Origin of the sequence: Olsenella kribbiana, assembly GCF_036408795.1 — a bacterium.
GTDB lineage: Bacteria > Actinomycetota > Coriobacteriia > Coriobacteriales > Atopobiaceae > Olsenella_L > Olsenella_L kribbiana.
The window spans coordinates 64870-83172 of sequence record NZ_JAZGJP010000011.1 but is presented as its reverse complement, the minus strand read 5'-3'; the positions used below and the strand labels follow the sequence as shown (position 1 = coordinate 83172).

At 62.3% G+C, this 18303-nt stretch carries 14 protein-coding genes; 5 read left to right on the top strand and 9 right to left on the bottom strand.

What is annotated here, in order from left to right; translation table 11 throughout:
* Together VXJ24_RS08480 and VXJ24_RS08475 are read left to right on the top strand one after the other, a co-directional pair.
* Window positions 1-179: ATP-binding protein (locus VXJ24_RS08480; RefSeq protein WP_330972500.1), on the top strand; the 179-nt coding region annotated here is incomplete at its 5' end.
* Between the two features lie 428 nt (window positions 180-607).
* Entirely contained in the window at window positions 608-790 is a 183-nt protein-coding gene (locus tag VXJ24_RS08475) for a transposase (RefSeq protein ID WP_330972499.1), read from the top strand.
* 969 nt (window positions 791-1759) lie between these two features.
* Here VXJ24_RS08475 and VXJ24_RS08470 read toward each other — a convergent pair.
* The 4 genes from VXJ24_RS08470 to VXJ24_RS08455 all read right to left on the bottom strand — a co-directional run bounded on the left by VXJ24_RS08470 (window position 1760) and on the right by VXJ24_RS08455 (window position 4933).
* Entirely contained in the window at window positions 1760-2299 is a 540-nt protein-coding gene (locus VXJ24_RS08470; RefSeq protein ID WP_330972498.1) for an HdeD family acid-resistance protein, read from the bottom strand.
* 117 nt (window positions 2300-2416) lie between these two features.
* A complete protein-coding gene (locus VXJ24_RS08465; RefSeq protein ID WP_330972497.1) occupies window positions 2417-3544 on the bottom strand; it encodes an ABC transporter substrate-binding protein in 1128 nt (375 codons plus the stop codon).
* Window positions 3545-3713: 169 nt separating this feature from the next.
* A complete protein-coding gene (locus VXJ24_RS08460) occupies window positions 3714-4247 on the bottom strand; it encodes a DUF308 domain-containing protein (protein WP_330972496.1) in 534 nt (177 codons plus the stop codon).
* A gap of 110 nt (window positions 4248-4357) precedes the next feature.
* Window positions 4358-4933 (bottom strand): manganese efflux pump MntP, encoded by a 576-nt coding sequence (locus tag VXJ24_RS08455; protein WP_330972495.1) that lies wholly within the window; start codon window positions 4931-4933, stop codon window positions 4358-4360.
* 143 nt (window positions 4934-5076) lie between these two features.
* Between VXJ24_RS08455 and VXJ24_RS08450 the strand changes: the two genes are divergently transcribed.
* On the top strand, window positions 5077-6030 hold the full coding sequence (locus VXJ24_RS08450; RefSeq protein WP_330972494.1) for a zinc dependent phospholipase C family protein: 954 nt from the start codon (window positions 5077-5079) through the stop codon (window positions 6028-6030).
* Window positions 6031-6107: 77 nt separating this feature from the next.
* On the opposite strand, the gene VXJ24_RS08445 is transcribed toward VXJ24_RS08450, so the two are convergent.
* From VXJ24_RS08445 to ligA, 5 genes are all read right to left on the bottom strand, one after another.
* Window positions 6108-6401, bottom strand: coding sequence for a hypothetical protein (locus VXJ24_RS08445; RefSeq protein ID WP_330972493.1), 294 nt, complete (start codon window positions 6399-6401; stop codon window positions 6108-6110).
* Window positions 6402-6475: 74 nt separating this feature from the next.
* Window positions 6476-7939: a glutamate synthase subunit beta gene (locus VXJ24_RS08440; protein WP_330972492.1), complete on the bottom strand. Its 1464-nt coding sequence runs from the start codon at window positions 7937-7939 to the stop codon at window positions 6476-6478.
* 3 nt (window positions 7940-7942) lie between these two features.
* Window positions 7943-12586 carry a glutamate synthase large subunit gene (gene gltB / locus VXJ24_RS08435; protein WP_330972491.1) on the bottom strand — a complete coding sequence of 1548 codons (4644 nt, stop codon included), beginning with the start codon at window positions 12584-12586 and terminating at the stop codon, window positions 7943-7945.
* 282 nt (window positions 12587-12868) lie between these two features.
* On the bottom strand, window positions 12869-14008 hold the full coding sequence (gene tnpB / locus VXJ24_RS08430) for an IS200/IS605 family element RNA-guided endonuclease TnpB (protein ID WP_330972490.1): 1140 nt from the start codon (window positions 14006-14008) through the stop codon (window positions 12869-12871).
* Between the two features lie 233 nt (window positions 14009-14241).
* Window positions 14242-16428 (bottom strand): NAD-dependent DNA ligase LigA, encoded by a 2187-nt coding sequence (gene ligA / locus VXJ24_RS08425; RefSeq protein WP_330972489.1) that lies wholly within the window; start codon window positions 16426-16428, stop codon window positions 14242-14244.
* A 180-nt stretch (window positions 16429-16608) separates the two neighbouring features.
* Here ligA and VXJ24_RS08420 point away from each other — a divergent pair, with 180 nt between their 5' ends.
* Together VXJ24_RS08420 and VXJ24_RS08415 are read left to right on the top strand one after the other, a co-directional pair.
* Window positions 16609-17868, top strand: a complete 1260-nt coding sequence (locus VXJ24_RS08420) for a chloride channel protein (protein ID WP_330972488.1) — start codon at window positions 16609-16611, stop codon at window positions 17866-17868.
* A 129-nt stretch (window positions 17869-17997) separates the two neighbouring features.
* Window positions 17998-18303, top strand: coding sequence for a hypothetical protein (locus tag VXJ24_RS08415; RefSeq protein ID WP_330972487.1), 306 nt, complete (start codon window positions 17998-18000; stop codon window positions 18301-18303).

Below are 18303 nucleotides of genomic sequence, written 5' to 3'. Positions count from 1 at the left end.
AGTTCGCGCGCTGGGGCGCCGTCTTCGGGGACGACCAGATGGCTGCTGCCGTGATAGACCGCATCTGCCATCACGGGAGGCTTCTGAAGTTCAGCGGCGAGTCCTGGCGCATGAGGCATGCTCTCATATCGGGAGATAGCACGTCGGGAGATAGCACGCCTGAAGGGCAGCTGGCCTAGCAGTCTCCATGCGGCGCATTCAGGCACAGGAATTGAACACCGGATGTCTGGTTCCCGTGCCTGCAGCGTTCAATTCCTGGTGATATTACCGTTCACTTCTGCTTGACAAAACACATGTTTCCAGCACGAGCCTCTCCTCCATCGAGATGGAGCATTTTTGGGCAAGCAGCACATCTGTCTGGCAGTCCAGGATTCCGGACATGCAGACGAAGCCCTCGTCCATGCATGGGAGGCAGGCGATGTCGGTGGAGACGGCCTTGAGGGGAGCGCCGCGCCTGAAGTCCCTGTCCACGGCATTGGGCGCCACCTTGGGCTCCCGTCCTGGCCGATCGGGCCGCAGGGCCTCCCGCGCTTCCCCTCCCACACGATGCCGAACTTCCTCATGATGCGCTGTACCTTCCTGCGGTTCAGAGCGCAGGAAGGCGAGCGTGAGGGCCCATGTGGAGCACGTCTTCCACATCCTCAAGCAGACCTTCGGCTTTTCGAAGGCGCGCTGCCGGGGCCTGCGGAAGAACGGATGCAGGATGCGCATCCTCTTCACGGGCGCCAACATGCTCATGGTCGCAAGGGCAGGAAGGCAGGCAGACTTCCTGGGGCCCGCCATAGCCTAGCTGCCAGAAGGCGGGCCTCCAGGCGTCCGGAGCGGCCCTGCGGATGCCTGGAGGCGGATGCGGGCTGGTGCGCAGGGCATGGAGAAGGCCTGCGGCAGCCGCTCCGGCTGCTGCAGGAAAGCGGGATGCCGCTGCTCGCAATTGTTCAGCGTTTCCATAGCGCACCGCAATAATCGGCACCTGAAGATATGTGCTTAAAGCTCACTTGCTAGACAGTCTGCCCCAAAACTCGGTAGTGTGAAAAAGTTGGTGTAGAGGCCCGTTCTGGCCAGGCAGGGAGGCCGTCCTGAATCCGTCTCGCTGGGTGCTCATATGACCCGAACCCCTGTCAAGCGGCAATGCGGTCGCGGAAACAGGTCAGACGACCCGATTGCGGCAGCGATGCAGGCCTCGTAGTCCTTGGAGGATCCCTTTCTCCTGGACTTTCCGGGTCCGTGCCCTGTCCCGGTGTCATCGGAGTGCATCCCGCCGGGCCATGCGCGCCCCAGCAGCACAGTACGGCATGGCCTCGATCCTGAACTACCGCGAGCAAGTGCCGCAGCCTCCCCGGATTCCTCAAGAATGAGCGGGAGCCGGATGAGCTGGTATCTGTTGCATCCCGCACCGGGCGCTGTTTCCTGATATGCGACCCCTGCGCCGCCAGCCTTCTGTCCAGGTAGCCTGAGCGCCCTCTCCTTCGTTGTCTTGTCTATCCGAGGCTCCTTCCGCTTCGTGATGGACCGAGCTTGTTCCAAGGAGGCATAGGCGGCATTTCCGCCCGACGCAAAACCAATTCGTAGACCCAAATAAAGCTCAAAGGTTGCGACTGGTCGATATGCAGCAGGGCGACAGGGACTCGTTCAAGAAACAGAGGACCTCCGCCGTGCGTCGTGGATCAGGCTTTGGCTGCACGACCGGACTGCCGCATTATGGAAAGAGGCTCCGGCAATGTAGGCCAAGACCTCCGGATTATCGGTATTGCCGTGAGATTCAGGCGTCTTCGTGCTTCTTCATGCGGATGCCGTCGATGATGCTCACGACGCCCGAGTAGACAAGGGCGACCCCTGCCACCATCATCGACACGCTTGCCATCATGAACGGCGACATCATGAGCAGAAGGCCCAGAAATGCCATGAGGAAGCCTCCGAACATGGCGCCGCCAGAACCGGAGACGCCGAGCATGCGCAGGGAGTTGGCAGCAAAGACGGAGTTGAAGCCGGCAATCATCACGTAGATGCCCAAAAGCACGAAGATCCAGGCTACGAAGAACTGCGGCCAGTTCACGACCAGGATGCCCAGGAGCAGCGCCAGAAGGCCGCCGTAGAAGTCGAGCTGCGAGAGCATGATGCTGAAGTGCGTGAATGCCATCACGAGGCCGCAGACGCCGAGCACGATGAGGACCCAGCCCGTGACCTCGGTCAGGAAGAGCGTTGCATTCGCTGGATGCGTGAATGCGACGATGCCCAGGATGATGAAGGCGATGCCAGAGAGTATCGCACCTGCCTTCGAACGCTGAAATCTGAATTCCATAGCTGCCCCTTCTCTCGAAGACGCACAAAGGGCGCCTTCAGGTATATCCTTGATGAGGCTCATACCCGCTTTGGCGCCCTTGAATCCGGCTTGTCGGTTTCAGCTCTTGTTTCGTATCTAGCGTTCGAAACGCGAGTCCGTGCCGCCTATGATGCCCATGATCTCCTGGACATAGGCAGTCGTGTGCTCCTTCGCGTTCTCGAAGTCGTAGTCCATCACATTGTCCGGGTTGAGCTTGTGCTTGCTCACCTGGGACGGCTGCGTCGCGTTGTCGATCACGAGGTTCTGGTAGGAGCCGTTCTTTGCACCGAGCTCGACGCACTCAGGCGAGAGCGCATACTCGAGCCAGAGCTTTGCGGCATTCGGATGCGCGCAGCCCTTGAGCGCAGCCGTAGCGCCGATCTCGTAGGAAACGCCCGATGTCGGCTGGACAAGCTCGATGTTCTCGTAGTGGTTGTCCTCGATCTGCGCGATTCCGTCGTGCAGGAAGCCGACAGCGATGACGCACTCCCCTGTGCCGAGGTTCTTGACTGGCATGGCGCCGACCTTCGTATAGACCTGGACGTTCTTGTCGAGCTGCGTCAGGTACTGCATGCCCTGGTCGTGCCCATAGAGCTGGACGATCGTGTTCATGAAGAGGCGCGCGGTGCCGCTCGTCTCGTAGTTTGCGGTCCAGATGAGGCCCTTGTAGGAATCGGAGAGCAGATCTGGCCAGTCCTTCGGCGCATCTGCCCCGAGACGCTCGAGCTCCTCCTTGTTGTACATGATGCCCAAGAGTCCCTTGTAGATGCCGAACCAGTCGTTGTTCGAGGACATATAGGACTCGCTCATGAGGTGCGAGGAGTTCTTCGGCAGATAGGAGCTGTCGAACAGCTTCTCGTCCGAGACGATATTGTAGGGATCGGTCGTGCCGCCGAACCAGATGTCGTAGGTGGGAGCTCCGGCCTCAGACTCGATCAAGGACTGCGCCTCGCCGGTCGCGAGATGCTTGTAGTCGACCTTGATATTGTAGAGCTCCTTGAAGTGCGCAGCTGCTGCCTTCAGGTACTCCTCGCCACAGGAGCCGAGCACAGAGATCGAGCCCTCTGCCTGCGCTGCCTCGATGAGGTCAGACCCTGCACCGACCGGATCGGATGTGGTCGTCGTCGTGCCAGAGGATGAGCCCGAGCTGCAGGCAGCAAGTCCCAGAGCTGCCGCAAGCGTGCCGGCTGCACCGAAGAAGTCCCTGCGGGTGATATTGTCCATGGCCAACCCTTCCGATCCTGTGCCTATGCGCGGGCATCCTGTCTGTTCAGTGCCATTCTCCTACATTCGGAAGGGGCCGGCAGCTGCCGGCCCCAGAATGCGCCAATTCTTCGGCAAGACGCCCGCCTGCTCATGTGCAGACGGGCGTCCAGCCAAGATTCCTTCTGTCCTACCGCTTCTTCGCGAAGCTCTCCTCCGGCATCTTCATCGATGCGAGGATCTGCGTGGAGCCCGCCACAAGCAGGGCCAGGCCCGAGATGATGCCGATCGCGTTGATGAAGGCGAAGGGAGCGATCGCCATGATCGCACCGAGGACGATATCGCAGATGCCGACAACCTTGTCGTGCGTGCCTGTGCCTTCCTTGCTCTCCTCGACCGCCGTGATGCCGCAGCCGATGACGGCAACGCCGAGGATGATGAAGACGATCACGATGAAGGCATCGGGAGCAAGGGTCAGGATGAGGCCGAGGACGACCTCGACGACGCCTGCGCTCACAAGCGCCGGGTCCTTCATCTTGTTGATGAAGACATCGACGAACTTCGTGATGCCGAGGACAAGGGAGACAATACCGACAAGGCGGACGATGCCGAGGACGGCATCCTCGGTATAGCCGAGGCAGATGACGCCGAGGAGCGCAAGGAACGCGCCCGAGAGCAGCGTGCTCGACTTGCCGTGACGGAATATGCGTTTCAGGAAATCCATTGAGGAAAGCCTCCTTGAGGAAAAGCCAGCATTCATAAGCCAATTTGTGCCAGAGCCCTTGTTACCCATTCGCCCACGTGCATAGACAGGCGCCCAGAATCCATACAGAGCTACAGGAAGCAGGCCTTGAGGCCGATAAGGATGAGGACACAGCCGCCTGCGACTTCGGCCCGGTCCCCCAGAAGCGTGCCGAGGCGGCGTCCGATGAAGAGCGCCACGATGCAGAACGCGAAGGTGGTGCAGCCGATGATGGCCGAGGAGGCCAGGATAGGCACACCCTCGGCACGAAGGCTCACACCGACCGCGAAGGCATCGATAGCGGTGGCGATGGCCTGAAGGATCAAGGTCCAGACCGTGAGGTGCCGGTTTGTGTCTCCGCAGCATTCGCAGTCTTCCGGCTTCTCCTTCTTGAGCGACTTGATGCCTTCAATCAGCATGCTGCCGCCGATGATGCCCAAGATCACGAGGGTGACGATGCCTGCATATCTCTCGATGAGATCTGCCGCAAGGCCGCTCAGCACATAGCCGAGGCAGGGCATGAGTGCCTGGAAAAATCCGAAGAAGACCGGCATCAGGAACAGTCGGCGCCGCCGTTCATGGGTATAGGTACAAGCATCAGAGACAGTGACAGCAAAGGCATCTGCCGACAGAGCAGCACCCAGAAGGACGATCTCAGCTATGTTCACGCGTGGCCTCGAATTTCTGGCACCTGTTCTCGAGGCGCCTCCCGCAGCAGCAAAGTGCCTATTCTAGCCGCTTTGCCAGCTGAAAGGTGCCATATGGCCTTCGCTGCACGTTTCCATCAGATAAGCTGAAAGCGAGGTTCTTCATGCCTGCACTCATCACCCACAGCCTCTTTGCTAAGGAGACGCTCCCCTATCTGCCGCACGAGCTCTTCTCGAACGGCGAAGAGCAGCGTGCCTATATCCTCGGCTCCCAGGGGCCCGATCCCTTCTTCTGCCGCTGGACAGGACCGGTCACCCACAACCACACCTGCCACGTGCTGGCAAACCAGATGCACGCCGAGAAGGTGGCAGCAGCGCTCGAATCCCTGCGTGCTGCTGTCCTGGCCCTGCCCAAGGAGGACCAGAGCATCGGCCGTGCCTTCACGGTCGGCCTCTTTGCCCACTACTGGCTCGACTCCCACGCGCACCCCTTCGTCTATGCAGAGCAGGAGGCGCTCGGTGTCCAGGATCCAGACCTTGTCTCCGCGCATAGCGAGGTACATGCCGTGATAGAGGCAGATATCGACTCTTGGCTCCTGTGGGCAAGGAAAGAAGAAGGAGCAGAGACCGGCGAGGCAGCGCAGCGTGCCCTCGAGACGACGCCTCAGATCTCGCGCATAGGCTCTGCTCTCTTCTCCCAGACAGCCCATGAGGTATATGGCCTTCCGCTCGACGGCAGGCAGTATGGCCATGCCGTGCGCGACTATGCGCGCCTCTACCATGCGCTCGAGCCGAAAGGCAGGCTCTCCGAAATCACGCTCACGAATGTTGAGGAACTTGCCCGCGAATATTCGATGCTCGCCTCCCTTGTGCATCCGGCACACCACGATACGTCCTGCGCTTCTGCCAATACGGAGCACCATGTCTGGAAAGATCCTGCTACCGGAAAAGAATCCACCGAGAGCTTCCTCGATGTCTTCGAGGCGGCCGAGAAGAGCTGGCCTGAGGCTGCAGAGGCCTTCCTTGCCGGCAAGGACCTCTTCCCTCTGACTGGCAACAGGAACTACAACGGCGACTTCATGTCCGAAGGAGAGGGCGCCCCTGATATCGTCCGCTAGACGAAAAAGACCTACCTGAGACAAGACGAGCGGCCCGGAGCCTCAAGACCCCGGGCCGCTCGTATCTTCCAGATCTTCTACACCCACTTCAGGAGATCGTCCTTCATGCGGCGGCGCTCCGCCTCTTCAGGATCCTCCTCGTGCTTGGGCTTCTCTTTCGGCTCGCGCTTCCTCTCGTCCTCCAGCATCGTGTTCATGACATCAAGCCAAGGTTCGTTGTCTCCCGTTGCGGGAACGAAAGGATGCTCGTCGCCGTCCTCCATCCATACCAGGGGAATATCGCTTTCCCCGTCATCTTCGGAGGTGCCATCGACCCACTGGGGTGCCTGAGGCGCATCCCCGCTTTGCTGTGTGAGATCTCTTTCCGCCATGGCCGCCCCTTTCAAGACTCGGACGTGCTGCAAAGAAACCAGGCGCAGCGCTTGAGGCTGCGCCTGGACGTAGATCAGAGTGCTTCCGCTGCTTCCTTGGCGCAGGCCAGGCCATCAGCAATGGCCGTGACGACGAGCGAGGAGCCATTCCTCGTGTCGCCTGCCACAAAGACCGGGGTCTCTCCTTCTGCCTCCGCGCGGTGGGAGTCTTCCGCCGCAAGCGTCGGACGGACGCCGCCGCGGAACTCGTGCATCTCGACGCCGAGTGCAGAGAGGACCTCGGCCGTGGGGCCAGAAAAGCCCATTGCAATGAGGACAAGCTGGGCCGGCAGCTCATGCTCGGAGCCCTCGATACGCTGCGGCTTGCCGGCGCTCCAGTCGAGGTCCGCGACCTTGAGGCCCTGAAGCGAGCCGTCCTCGCCACGGAGGACCTCCATGGTGTCAGATGCCCAGGAGCGCGGGTCGGCTCCCTGGACTGCCTCAGCCTCGAGCTGGCCATAGTCGGTCTTCTTCACATTTGGCCACTCAGGCCAGGCGTTGCCGGGCTTCCTTGCATCCGGAGGAGCAGGCAGGAACTCGAGCTGGTGGACGCTCTTGGCACCCTGGCGAAGCGCCGTTGCGACGCAGTCCGTGCCCGTATCGCCGCCGCCGATGACGACGACGTCCTTGCCCTTGGCAGAGATGGCAGGAGCCTTGCCGGAAAGGACCGACTTCGTCGAGGAGGTCAGATAGTCGACGGCGAGGACGACGCCCTCCCCGTCTGCACCCGGCACCCTGAGCGTGCGGGCAGCGCCAGCGCCTGCAGCGACGACGATAGCGTCGAAGCTGTTCTTGAGCCACTCGGCCACGGCCGGATCGGTCACATCGCGGGAGGTCTCGAACACGATGCCGGAGTCCTCCATGAGCTTGACACGGCGCTCGACGACCTCCTTCGGGAGCTTCATGTTCGGGATGCCATACATGAGAAGGCCGCCTGCACGGTCAGACTTCTCGACAACCGTCACGGCAAAGCCGCGGCGGGCAAGCTCCCAGGCAGCTGCCAGGCCGGAGGGGCCAGAGCCCACGACGGCGACGCTCTTTGCGTCGTCTGCGTGCTTCGCAAGCGGCTTCATGTAGCCGGACCCCCAGGCGTGATCGGAGATGGCACGTTCGTCGTCCCTGATCGTCATCGGCTCCTGGTGGAGGCCCAGGTTGCAGGCCACCTCGCAGAGTGCCGGGCAGACTCTGCCCGTGAACTCGGGGAACGGGTTCGTGAGGCTCATGCGTGCAGCCGCATCGTCCCAGAGGCCGCGGCAGAGAAGATCGTTCCACTCAGGAATCAGGTTGTGGAGCGGGCAGCCGGACGTACGGGCCGGACCGAACGAGATGCCGGTCTGGCAGAACGCGACACCGCAGTACATGCAGCGGCTGGCCTGCAGCTCCTGCAGCTCTTCGGAGAGAGGCTGGGCAAGCTCGCCGAAGTCCTTGAGCGCGTCCTTGGCAGGACGCATGCCATGTTCCTGGCGATCGATCGAAAGATATGCTCCTGGCTTTCCCATGGCCTACATCTCCTTCCTCATGGTCTCGAATGCATACTCGACCGCATCCTCGTGGCTCTTGCCCTGCTTCTCCGCCTCGCGCGTGAGGGTGAGGGCACGCTCGTACTCGTGCGGGATGACCTTCACGAACTCAGGCACGATATCGTCGAAGCGGTAGAGCATCTTGATGCCGAGCGGGCTCTTCGTGCGGCGGACATGCTCCTCGATGAGGCTGTGGATGAGCGTGATGTCGTCCCCGTCGACCGGCTTCAGGCTGACCATGTCCATGTTCGTGCGGTCCTTGAGCGTGCGGTGCTCGTCGAACACGTAGGCGATGCCGCCGGACATGCCGGCTGCAAAGTTCTGTCCGACCTCGCCGAGGATGAGTGCCACGCCGCCTGTCATGTACTCGCAGCCGTGGTTGCCCACGCCCTCGCACACGATCGTGGCGCCGGAGTTGCGGACGCCGAAGCGCTGGCCGGCAAGACCGTTGATGAAGCCCTTGCCCGACGTGGCGCCGTAGAAGGCAACGTTGCCGATTGCGACATTCTCGTTGAACTTGAACGTCGCCGATGCAGGAGGAGCCACCGTCAGGATGCCGCCGGAGAGGCCCTTGCCGAAGTAGTCATTCGCATCGCCCGAGATGTTGAGCGTGATGCCCGCCGGCAGGAATGCGCCGAAGGACTGACCGCCCGAGCCCTCGCAGTCAATCGTGATCGAGCCCTCAGGCAGGCCCTCGGGATGCTTTGCCGTCACGGCAGAGCCGAGCATCGTACCGACGCAGCGGTTCACGTTCGAGATGTCCGCATGGAAGCGGATAGGACGAAGCGATTCCCTGGCCGTCTTCGTGTACGGGATGAAGAGCGTGGAGTCGAGCGTCTGGGAGAGCCCTGAGTCCATAGCCATGCTCGGCAGATAGTGCTTTGCCTCGGCGCCCGGGATATCCTTGCCGAACTCGTTCGTGACCTGGGCCAGGATCGGCGAGAGGTCGAGCGTGTTGGCCTTCCAGTTGTTCTCCACCTTGACCTGGCGCAGGCACTCGGGATGTCCGACCATCTCGTCGACCGTGCGGAAGCCGAGCTGGGCCATGTGCTCTCTGAGCTCCTCTGCCACGAACATCATGAAGTTCACGACGTGCTCAGGCTTGCCGACGAAGCACTTGCGCAGGCGGCAGTTCTGGGTGGCAAGGCCGATCGGGCAGGTGTCCTGCTGGCAGTCGCGCTGCATGAGGCAGCCCATGGAGAGGCAGACCGCCGTCGCGAAGCCGAACTCCTCGGCACCGAGCAGACATGCTACGGCCACATCGCGGCCGTCCATGAGCTTGCCGTCAGCCTCGAGCACGACACGGGAGCGGAGGCCGTTCCTGAGAAGCGTCTGCTGCGTCTCGGCGAGGCCAAGCTCGAGGGGCAGTCCTGCATGGTAGATGGAGTCGCGCGGGGCTGCACCGGTACCGCCATTGGCGCCGGAGATCGTGATCTTGTTTGCGCCACCCTTGGCTACGCCTGTGGCAATCGTGCCGACGCCTGCCTCGGAGACGAGCTTCACGGAGATGCGGGCGCCCGGGTTGGCATTCTTGAGGTCGAAGATGAGCTCTGCCAGGTCCTCGATCGAGTAGATGTCGTGATGAGGCGGAGGCGAGATCAGGCCGACGCCCGGCGTCGAGCGGCGAACCTCAGCGACCCACGGCCAGACCTTGCGGCCCGGCAGGTGTCCGCCCTCGCCCGGCTTTGCGCCTTGAGCAAGCTTGATCTGGATCTCCTTTGCGCTCATGAGGTAGCGGCTCGTGACGCCGAAGCGCGCCGATGCCACCTGCTTGATTGCAGAGAGCTTCGAATCGCCGTTCGGAAGCGTCGTCTCGCGGGACGGGTTCTCGCCGCCCTCGCCGGTGTTCGACTTCGCACCGATGCGGTTCATTGCGATGGCCATGCACTCATGTGCCTCTTCGGAGATGGCGCCGTAGGACATGGCGCCCGTCGTGAAGTGCTTCACGATCTCAGAGGCAGGCTCGACCTCGTCGAGAGGCACAGGACCCGAGGCAAGCGGCACGAACTCGAGAAGGTCGCGCAGGACGATCGAGCGGTTCTTCGGATGGAGCGCCTTCGAGTACTGCTTGAAGAGATCGTAGTCGCCCTCGCGCACAGCACGCTGGAGGAGGTAGATGACCTGCGGCGTGATCATGTGGTCCTCGCCGCCGAGAGGCCTCCACTTCGTAAGGCCGGAGCTTGCAAGCTGGTCGGGAGCCGGGCTCTTCTTCAGAGCCTCTGCCTCGTCGTAGCGCTCGTTGCACTCGCGCTCGACATCGGCCACGCCCAGGCCGCCGACACGGGAGACCGTGTTCTTGAAGTTCTTGTCCACGAACTCCTTCGAGAAGCCGACGATCTCGAAGATCTGGGCAGAGTGGTAGCCCTGCATCGTCGAGATGCCCATCTTGGACATGACGGAGACGATGCCCTTCGTGATTGCCTTGTTGTAGTTCGCGATGCCCTCTTCGGCGGAAAGGGCAAGCTCGCCCTTCTCGGAGAGCGCACGGATGCAGTCATGGGCCATGTACGGATAGATGCCGGAGGCAGAGTAGCCGACAAGCGTCGCGAAGTCATGCGGCGTGATTGCATCGCCGCACTCGACCACGAGGTCGGCACGGGTACGGATGCCGGCAGCAAGCAGGCGGTTGTGGACAGAGCCGACAGCAAGAAGCGACGGGATGGAGACTTCGCCGTCTGCTGCACGGTCGGAGAGGACGATGATGTTCACGCCCTCGCGCACGGCTGCGACGATCTCGTCGCCGAGCTCGTCAAGCGCCTTCTCCAGTGCGTCATCTCCGCCGTCACGCTCGTAGGTGGCAAAGAAGCGGCGTGCCTCGAATCCCTCATGGTCGATAGCGCAGATGCGGTCGAACTCGTCCTTCGTGAGGATCGGGCCCTGGAGACGCACGAGGCGGCAGTTGTCGCGCATGTCCTCGAGGAGGTTGCCATGGTTGCCGAGATAGAGCAGGGTCGACGTCACGAAGCTCTCACGAAGTGCATCGATAGGCGGGTTCGTGACCTGGGCGAAGAGCTGGTTGAAGTAGTCGAAGAACGAGCGCGGGTGGCGGGAAAGCACTGCCAGAGGAATGTCTGCACCCATGGAAGCCAGAGGGGCTGCGCCCTTCTGTGCCATAGGAAGTATTGCCTCTTCCACATCGTCGAAGTGGTAGCCGTGGCGGGCAAGCCTCGTCACGAGCGGCACCTTTGCATCATGCTGCTCGAAGGGATCGGAGTCTGCAGGCTTCAGGTCCTCGACGTCGATCGTCTCCGCGGCAGCCCAGTCACGGTATGGCTTCTGGTTTGCGAAGGCCTCCTTGATTTCGTCGTCCCAGAGCACGCGGCCCTTTGCAGGATCGACAAGAAGCATCTGACCCGGGCCGAGAGAGCCGGTCTGGAGCACCTCTTCAGGGTCGCAGCGAAGGGCACCGACCTCGGAGGTGAGGATCAGGCGGTCATCGCGTGTCACATAGTAGCGGGCAGGACGCAGGCCGTTTCTGTCAAGGGCAGCGCCCGTGACGATGCCGTCCGTGAAGGCGATGGCAGCAGGGCCATCCCAGGACTCCATGAGCATGGACTGGTAGGAGTCATAGGCGCGGCGCTTTTCCGAGAGGCTCGGGTTCTTGTCCCACGGCTCAGGCAGGAGCATCGAGACCGCACGCGGAAGCGAGCGGCCGTTCATGGTCAGGAACTCGAGCACGTTGTCGAGGATGGCAGAGTCTGAGCCCTCACGGTTGATGATGGGGATGACCTTTTTCAAGTCTGCACCCATGACAGGAGAGTACAGGCCCGGCTCACGGGCACGAATCCAGTTCACGTTGCCCTTGAGCGTGTTGATCTCGCCGTTGTGGATGATGTAGCGGTTCGGGTGTGCACGCTCCCAGCTCGGCGTCGTGTTCGTGGAGTAGCGGGAGTGCACAAGCGCAATCGAGGACTCGGTCGAAGCATCGGCCAGATCAGGATAGAAGCGGCGCATCTGCGTCGCGACAAGCATGCCCTTGTAGACGATCGTGCGGCTGCTCATCGAGCAGACATAGAAGATCTTGCCCGAAAGCGCGCTCTCAGCGTCGGCCTTCTTCTCGATGACGCGGCGGCAGACATAGAGCGCACGCTCGAACGCCTGGCCACGCTCCACGTTCTCGGGACGGCCCAGGAATGCCTGGACGATCGTCGGCATGCATGCCTTGGCGGTCTCGCCGAGGTCGTGGGCATCCGTCGGAACCGAGCGCCAGAAGAGCAGAGGAATGCCCTGCTCGGCGCAGCCATCCTCGAATACGCGCTTTGCGACAGCGAGGCCCTCTTCATCCTGCGGGAAGAAGAGCATAGCGACACCGTAGTCGCCCTCATCCGGCAGAAGGTAGCCATAGCGCTGTGCCTCGCGGCGGAAGAAGCGGTGCGGCACCTGGAACAGGATGCCGGCGCCGTCGCCGGTATTGTGCTCGAGGCCCTTGCCGCCACGGTGCTCGAGGTTCACAAGGACGCTCAGGGCGTCGTCGATCATCTGGTGGGAACGCTGGCCCTTCAGATGGGCAAGCGCGCCGATGCCGCAGGCATCATGCTCGAACTCGGGACGGTAGAGTCCCTCGTTCTCTGAAGAAGCGCAGGCCTGCGCATGCTGGTCGGCATGCAGCTGGTTGTCTGAACTCATAAGGTTTCTCCCTTGCGTGTCTTCCCTCTCAGCTTCGATGTGAGTCTACGCAAGGATTGTTTCCACCCAGTGAGCACCCCCGGGAAGACAGAAAGGCTTCTCGGAGTTGTCATTCGAACGAATCATGCTCGAAACATAGCCAAACACACGCCCGACATGTTTTCAGCACCCTTGACACTCCCCATGGCTGAAGCCGGGGGATTCTCGCTTCGACGCAGATAGCCTTCCTCCGCCTTGCGGCGGAAGCTGGTCTTACGCCTGCTCCACGAGCGTTCGGGACGCTTACGCGTCCCCGGTTCCCGCAAGCCCTGCGGTACCGTCTGCTTCATTCAGAAGCCGCGCTCCTTCCCGCGCGATGTTGACCGCCGCGTTGAGGTCGCGGTCGTGGCTCGCCCCGCAGACGGGGCACGTCCACGCACGGACGGAGAGCGGCAGCTCCTCTAGGACATGCCCGCAGCACGAGCACATCTTCGAGGATGGATACCAGCGGCTCACCTTCACGAAACGCCGCCCGTGCCAGGCGCACTTGTATTCCAGCTGGCGGGCCATCTCGGACATGGAGGCGTCCGCGACGGACTTGGCCAGACGGCGGTTCTTCTCCATCCCACTGACGTTCAGGTCCTCGACGGCGATGGCTTGGCTCTCGCGCACCGCATCCGTCGTGGCCTTGTGGATGGCATCCTTGCGCTGGTTGGCTATCCGCTCATGGACGAGCGCCACCTTCCTCTTCTGCTTCTCCCTTCTCTTGGATCCCTTCTGCTTGCGGGACAGGCGCCTCTGCTCCCGGGCGAGCTTCCTCTCGCCTTTGGCAAGCGCCTTGGGGTTTGCGACCTTCACGCCATCGCTCCGGGCCATGAGGTCGTGCACGCCGGCGTCGATGCCGAGCACCGCGATGGCGCCCGGCGCTGCCTCGGGTTCCGGGCAGTCCGTGCAGCACAGGCACACGAAGTATCTGCCAGAGGGCACCTGCTTCACCGTTGCCGAGAGCACGCGGCCCTCGATCCTCCTGCTCGCCCGCGCCTTCACGAGGCCGAGCTTGGGGAGCTTCACATGGCGTGGGTCTGGGACGCATGCCATGTTTGTGCGGTACGACCTGCGGCCTGCATGCTTGGACCTGAACTTCGGGAACCCCGTCCTGCCTGGATTGCGGAAGAAGTTCTGGTATGCCCTGTCCAGGTCGCGCAGGGACTGCTGCAGCGCCATGGAGTCCACCTCCGCAAGGAAGGGCGCGTCTGTCTTCTTCCAAACCGGCAGCTGCGTCATGTACGAGCCGATGCCCCGGGACTTTCCGTTCCGCCCATATTCTTCCTGGCGCATGGCAAGGACCCTGTTGTAGACATATCTGCAGCAGCCGAAGGTTCGCCCGATGAGCTCTCGCTGCCGCGCGTTCGGATAGATGCGTATCTCATAGGAGCGCTCCACTCCAGGCCACCTCCTGCCCTCTCCCGGAATCCCTGCCCATGCCGCCTGCAGGTATTGGCCTGCGGCGTCTCCGTGCCCTCTGGATGGATTATGCCACGCCCTGCTGTCCGCGTGCCTTCATGCTGCCGCTGCGCCTCATATCCCCATAGCTGAAGCCAGGGGTTTTACGGCGCTTTTGATAAAGCCGGCATAGGAAAAGGACGGATACCTGAAGCTGCATCCGCCCCTGGCTCTTACGCCTCTGGCACCTTGCCGGTCGCTATGATCTCTTCGAGCGCTGCCTCGTCGAGCACAGGCACGCCCAGGCTCTGCGCCTTCGTGAGCTTCGAGCCTGCCGCTGCTCCCGCGACGACGTAGCTCGTCCGCTTCGAGACGCTGCCCGAGACCTTGGCGCCCATGGCCTTGAGCTTCGCGCCTGCCTCATCTCTTGTATAGTGCTCGAGCGTGCCTGTGAGCACGAACGTGAGGCCGGAAAGCGTCTGCGGCACTTCCGGCTCCTCACCGAAGCCGGGCTGCTCGAGCATCACGCCTGCCGCACGCAGGCGCTCGAGCACGGCCACATTCTCCTTGATCTCGAAGAACTCGTGCACAGCATGGGCAATCTTGGGACCGATGCCCTCGATCGAGGCGATCGTCTCCTCATCGGCGAGCATGAGAGCCTCGAGCGAGCCGAAGCGCTTGGCCAGAAGCTGTGCCACATTCGTGCCGACATGGCGGATGCCAAGGCCGAAGAGGACGCGCGAGAGCCCCTGCTTCTTGGAGACCTCGATCTGCTCCATGATCTTCTTTGCGATCGTGGGGCCGACGACGATCGCGTCGCCCTCGATATGATCCTTCGTCGTCGTGTCATAGACGCGTCCGGTCTGGGTGCCGGCAAGCATGTCCTCTGTGAGATGATCGTAGTAGTCAGCCACATCGTGCACGGCCCCCTCATCGAGGAGGTGCTTCACGATCTCCTCGCCGAGGCCATCGATATCCATCGCAGGACGGCTGCCCCAGTGGATGAGGCGCTCCAGAGCCTGTGCCGGGCAGTCGATGGAGACGCAGCGGTAGGCGACCTCCCCCTCTTCCTGGACAACAGGGCTTCCGCAGGACGGACACACCTTCGGCATCTCCCACTCGGGCCGCGCTGCATGCTCTTGCGCCATCTCTCCGTCAAGCACCGGTCCCACGACCTCGGGGATGACATCGCCGGCTTTGTGGACGACGATCGTGTCGCCGACACGCACATCGCGGCGGTGCACCTCGTCGATGTTATGAAGGGTTGCCCTGGCAATCGTGGATCCAGCAACGACGACCGGATCGAATTCGGCAACCGGCGTGAGCACGCCCGTGCGGCCTACCTGCACCCTGATCTCGCGGAGCACGGTCTTCTTCTCTTCAGGCGGAAACTTGAAGGCAATCGACCAGCGCGGAGCGCGTGCCGTGAAGCCCAAGGTCTCCTGTCCCGAGAACTCGTCGACCTTTACGACGACGCCGTCGATATCGTAGTCGAGGCTGTCTCTGTGGGCCAGAGCATCGGCGCAGTACTCGTGCACGGCCTTCGAGCTTGTGACGCGCCTCGCATGCGGATTCACGCTGAAGCCGCAGGACGAAAGCCAGGCGAGGAAGTCGTGCTGCGTCGTCACGGCTAGTGGCCCTTCGTCTGCGACGGCGTAGATGAAGGTCTCGAGGTCGCGGGCACCTGTGACCTTCGGATCCTTCTGGCGCAGCGACCCTGCGGCAGCATTCCTCGGGTTCGCGAAGGGCGGACGTCCTGCCGCATCGTTCTCCTCGTTCAGGCGCTGGAAGCTGTGGCGCGGCATGTAGACCTCGCCCCTGACCTCGATCGAGTGACCGAAGCCACCGTCGGCGATCTTTGCAAGGCCTGCCCTTGCAAGCGTGCGCGGGATGTCCTTGATCGTGAGGGCGTTCTGGGTCACATCCTCGCCTGTCGTGCCGTCGCCGCGGGTGGCAGCACGCACAAGCCTGCCATCACGGTAGGTAAGCGCAATGCCCAGGCCATCGATCTTGAGCTCGCACGTATAGGCAAGCGGATGCTCCGGCGTGGCGCCAAGCGCCTCGTCCGTGCGTGCGAGCCACTCGTCGAGCTCCTCGAGGTTCATTGCATCGTCGATCGAGTACATGCGCTGGGCATGGCGGACGGGTGCGAACTGCTCGCTCACGAAGCCGCCGATGCGCTGCGTGTAGGAGTCGGGCGTCACAAGCTCGGGGTGCGCTGCCTCGATGCCCTGGAGCTCGCGGAGATAGCGGTCGAACTGGGCATCGGTCATCTCCGGCGCATCGAGCGCATAGTAGGCATAGGCCGCATGGTTCAAGATCTCGTTCAGGCGTGCCGCATGCTCCCGGGGCGCCTCTTTCGTCCCTTCGCCTTCCGGCACCGGCGTGCTTCCGCCGAAGAGCGACATCTGGTCTGCCATCTTCTGCCTCCCTATCGAAGATGCACAAGGCATCGAATCATTTCATCCTCTGACAGGGTAGCGCACCAGGAACGCACGGTGCCGCCCAAAGCCCATCCCCACGGCGAAACCCGAAGCGCCCTGTACGCAGGAGCGGGTATAGTCAGCCCTGTGTGCATGCAACCTTGAAGGAGCTCATCGATGCCCCAGCCTGAAACACCCTCACATACCCCCACGCAGAAGGCAGAGACCTTCCTCGCCTTCCTCCTGCTTTCGACCATCCCTGCCTTCGTCGCCGGCATCGGCACCTTCGCTGCGCTCTGGGCTGTCGACAAGCTGCGCGATAGCGTCTGGGACGCAGCGGCAGAGCAGCTGCCGCCTGTCCTCTCCCAGCTCTCCCCGCTTCTGCTCTGCCTTGCAGGCGGCCTCATCATCGGCCTCTGGACGAGGCGCTGCGGCTTCAAGCTCGACACGATGCACCAGGTCTTCGGCATCTGCCGTAAGGAGGGCGGCTACCATATCCCGCACCTCGGAAAGACCCTGGGCCTCTTCTTCGCACCGATCGTCTTCGGCGGCGCCATCGGCCCCGAGGCAGGCATCGCAGGCTTTGCCGCAGCAGGATTCACGGCGGTGCTCGACAAGACGAGAATCGGTGGCACTGGCGCCCTGAGTGCCGACACCCATCCCTTCCGCCGCGCCATCAGGACGCTCCTCGATACAGACGACGAAGCACAGGCCTCGAAGGAGGCAAAGGAGACGCTTCAGGAGCTGCCGCTCAGAAAGCTCTGGAAGGTACTGCTTTGGATCCTTGCTGCCATCTTCTTCGTGCTCGGCTGGGCTTGCGTATCGCATGTCCTTGGCTCTGCCGGCGAGATGCCGCGCTTCGAGGGCATCGACTACGCCACGGCCGACTGGGGTGCAGGCATCGTGGCGCTCCTGCTTGGCTACGGGTTTGCACTCTTCGTGCTTGCCGCCCAGAAGGTGGCCGCGAGCATCTCTTCTGCCATAGGCCCCGACCCCTTGAAGAAGGCGCTCCTTGCCGGCCTTGTGCTCGGCGGCCTTGCCTGCATTCTTCCCGACCTCACGTTCTCCGGCCAGGACGATATTGTGGACCTCATCGATACCTGGCAGAGCTGGGCACCAGCACTTCTCATCCTCGTTGCCTTCGTGAAGATATGCATGACAAAGATGTGCGTGGCGCTCGACTGGACAGGCGGCGAGTTCTTCCCGACGATCTTCTGCGGCGTCGCGCTTGGCTACGCCGTGGCATCGCTCATGGGTGCAGACCCGCTCCTGCCGGTTGCTGTTGCTGCAGGAGCTGCGGTCGGCGGCTGGACAAGAAAGCCGATCCTCTCGACTGCTGTCCTGGCACTGTGCTTTCCGCCGATCGCATTGCCCGTAGTGCTTGCAGCCTCCTGGATTGCCGCAAAGCTTCCCCATCCCCAGAAGAAGGCAGCATAAGCCAGAAAGATATGGCTTCCAGCAAGCGGGCAGGCACCACGCCTGCCTGCTTTTCTGCAGCCGAATCCTGTCACCTGCAGAGCCTGCACTGGACATGCCTGGCACCTTCAGTCTTGGAGATGCATATCCATGGTACAGAGAGCGATCGTCGAGCACCGGGGCTGCGGCTACGGCTGCTTCACGACATTGGCCATCCTCATCGTGGCCGCGCTCCTCATTGCAGTCCTTCCCTATGTGGGAGCGGTGGCGGCAGGAGTCGGTCTCTGTTTCCTCATGCGCTACATCTGGCGGCAATACGTCCAGCAGCGCCCCGATACTTCCTTCGTGCAGTGGGGCCTGCAGTTCGCGCCGATCACACGAAAGATCATGGCAGCGCTGCTCTGCTGCGCCTTGCCGCTTCCCTCATGGTCGCCTTTGCCCCAAGTGCAGGGATGA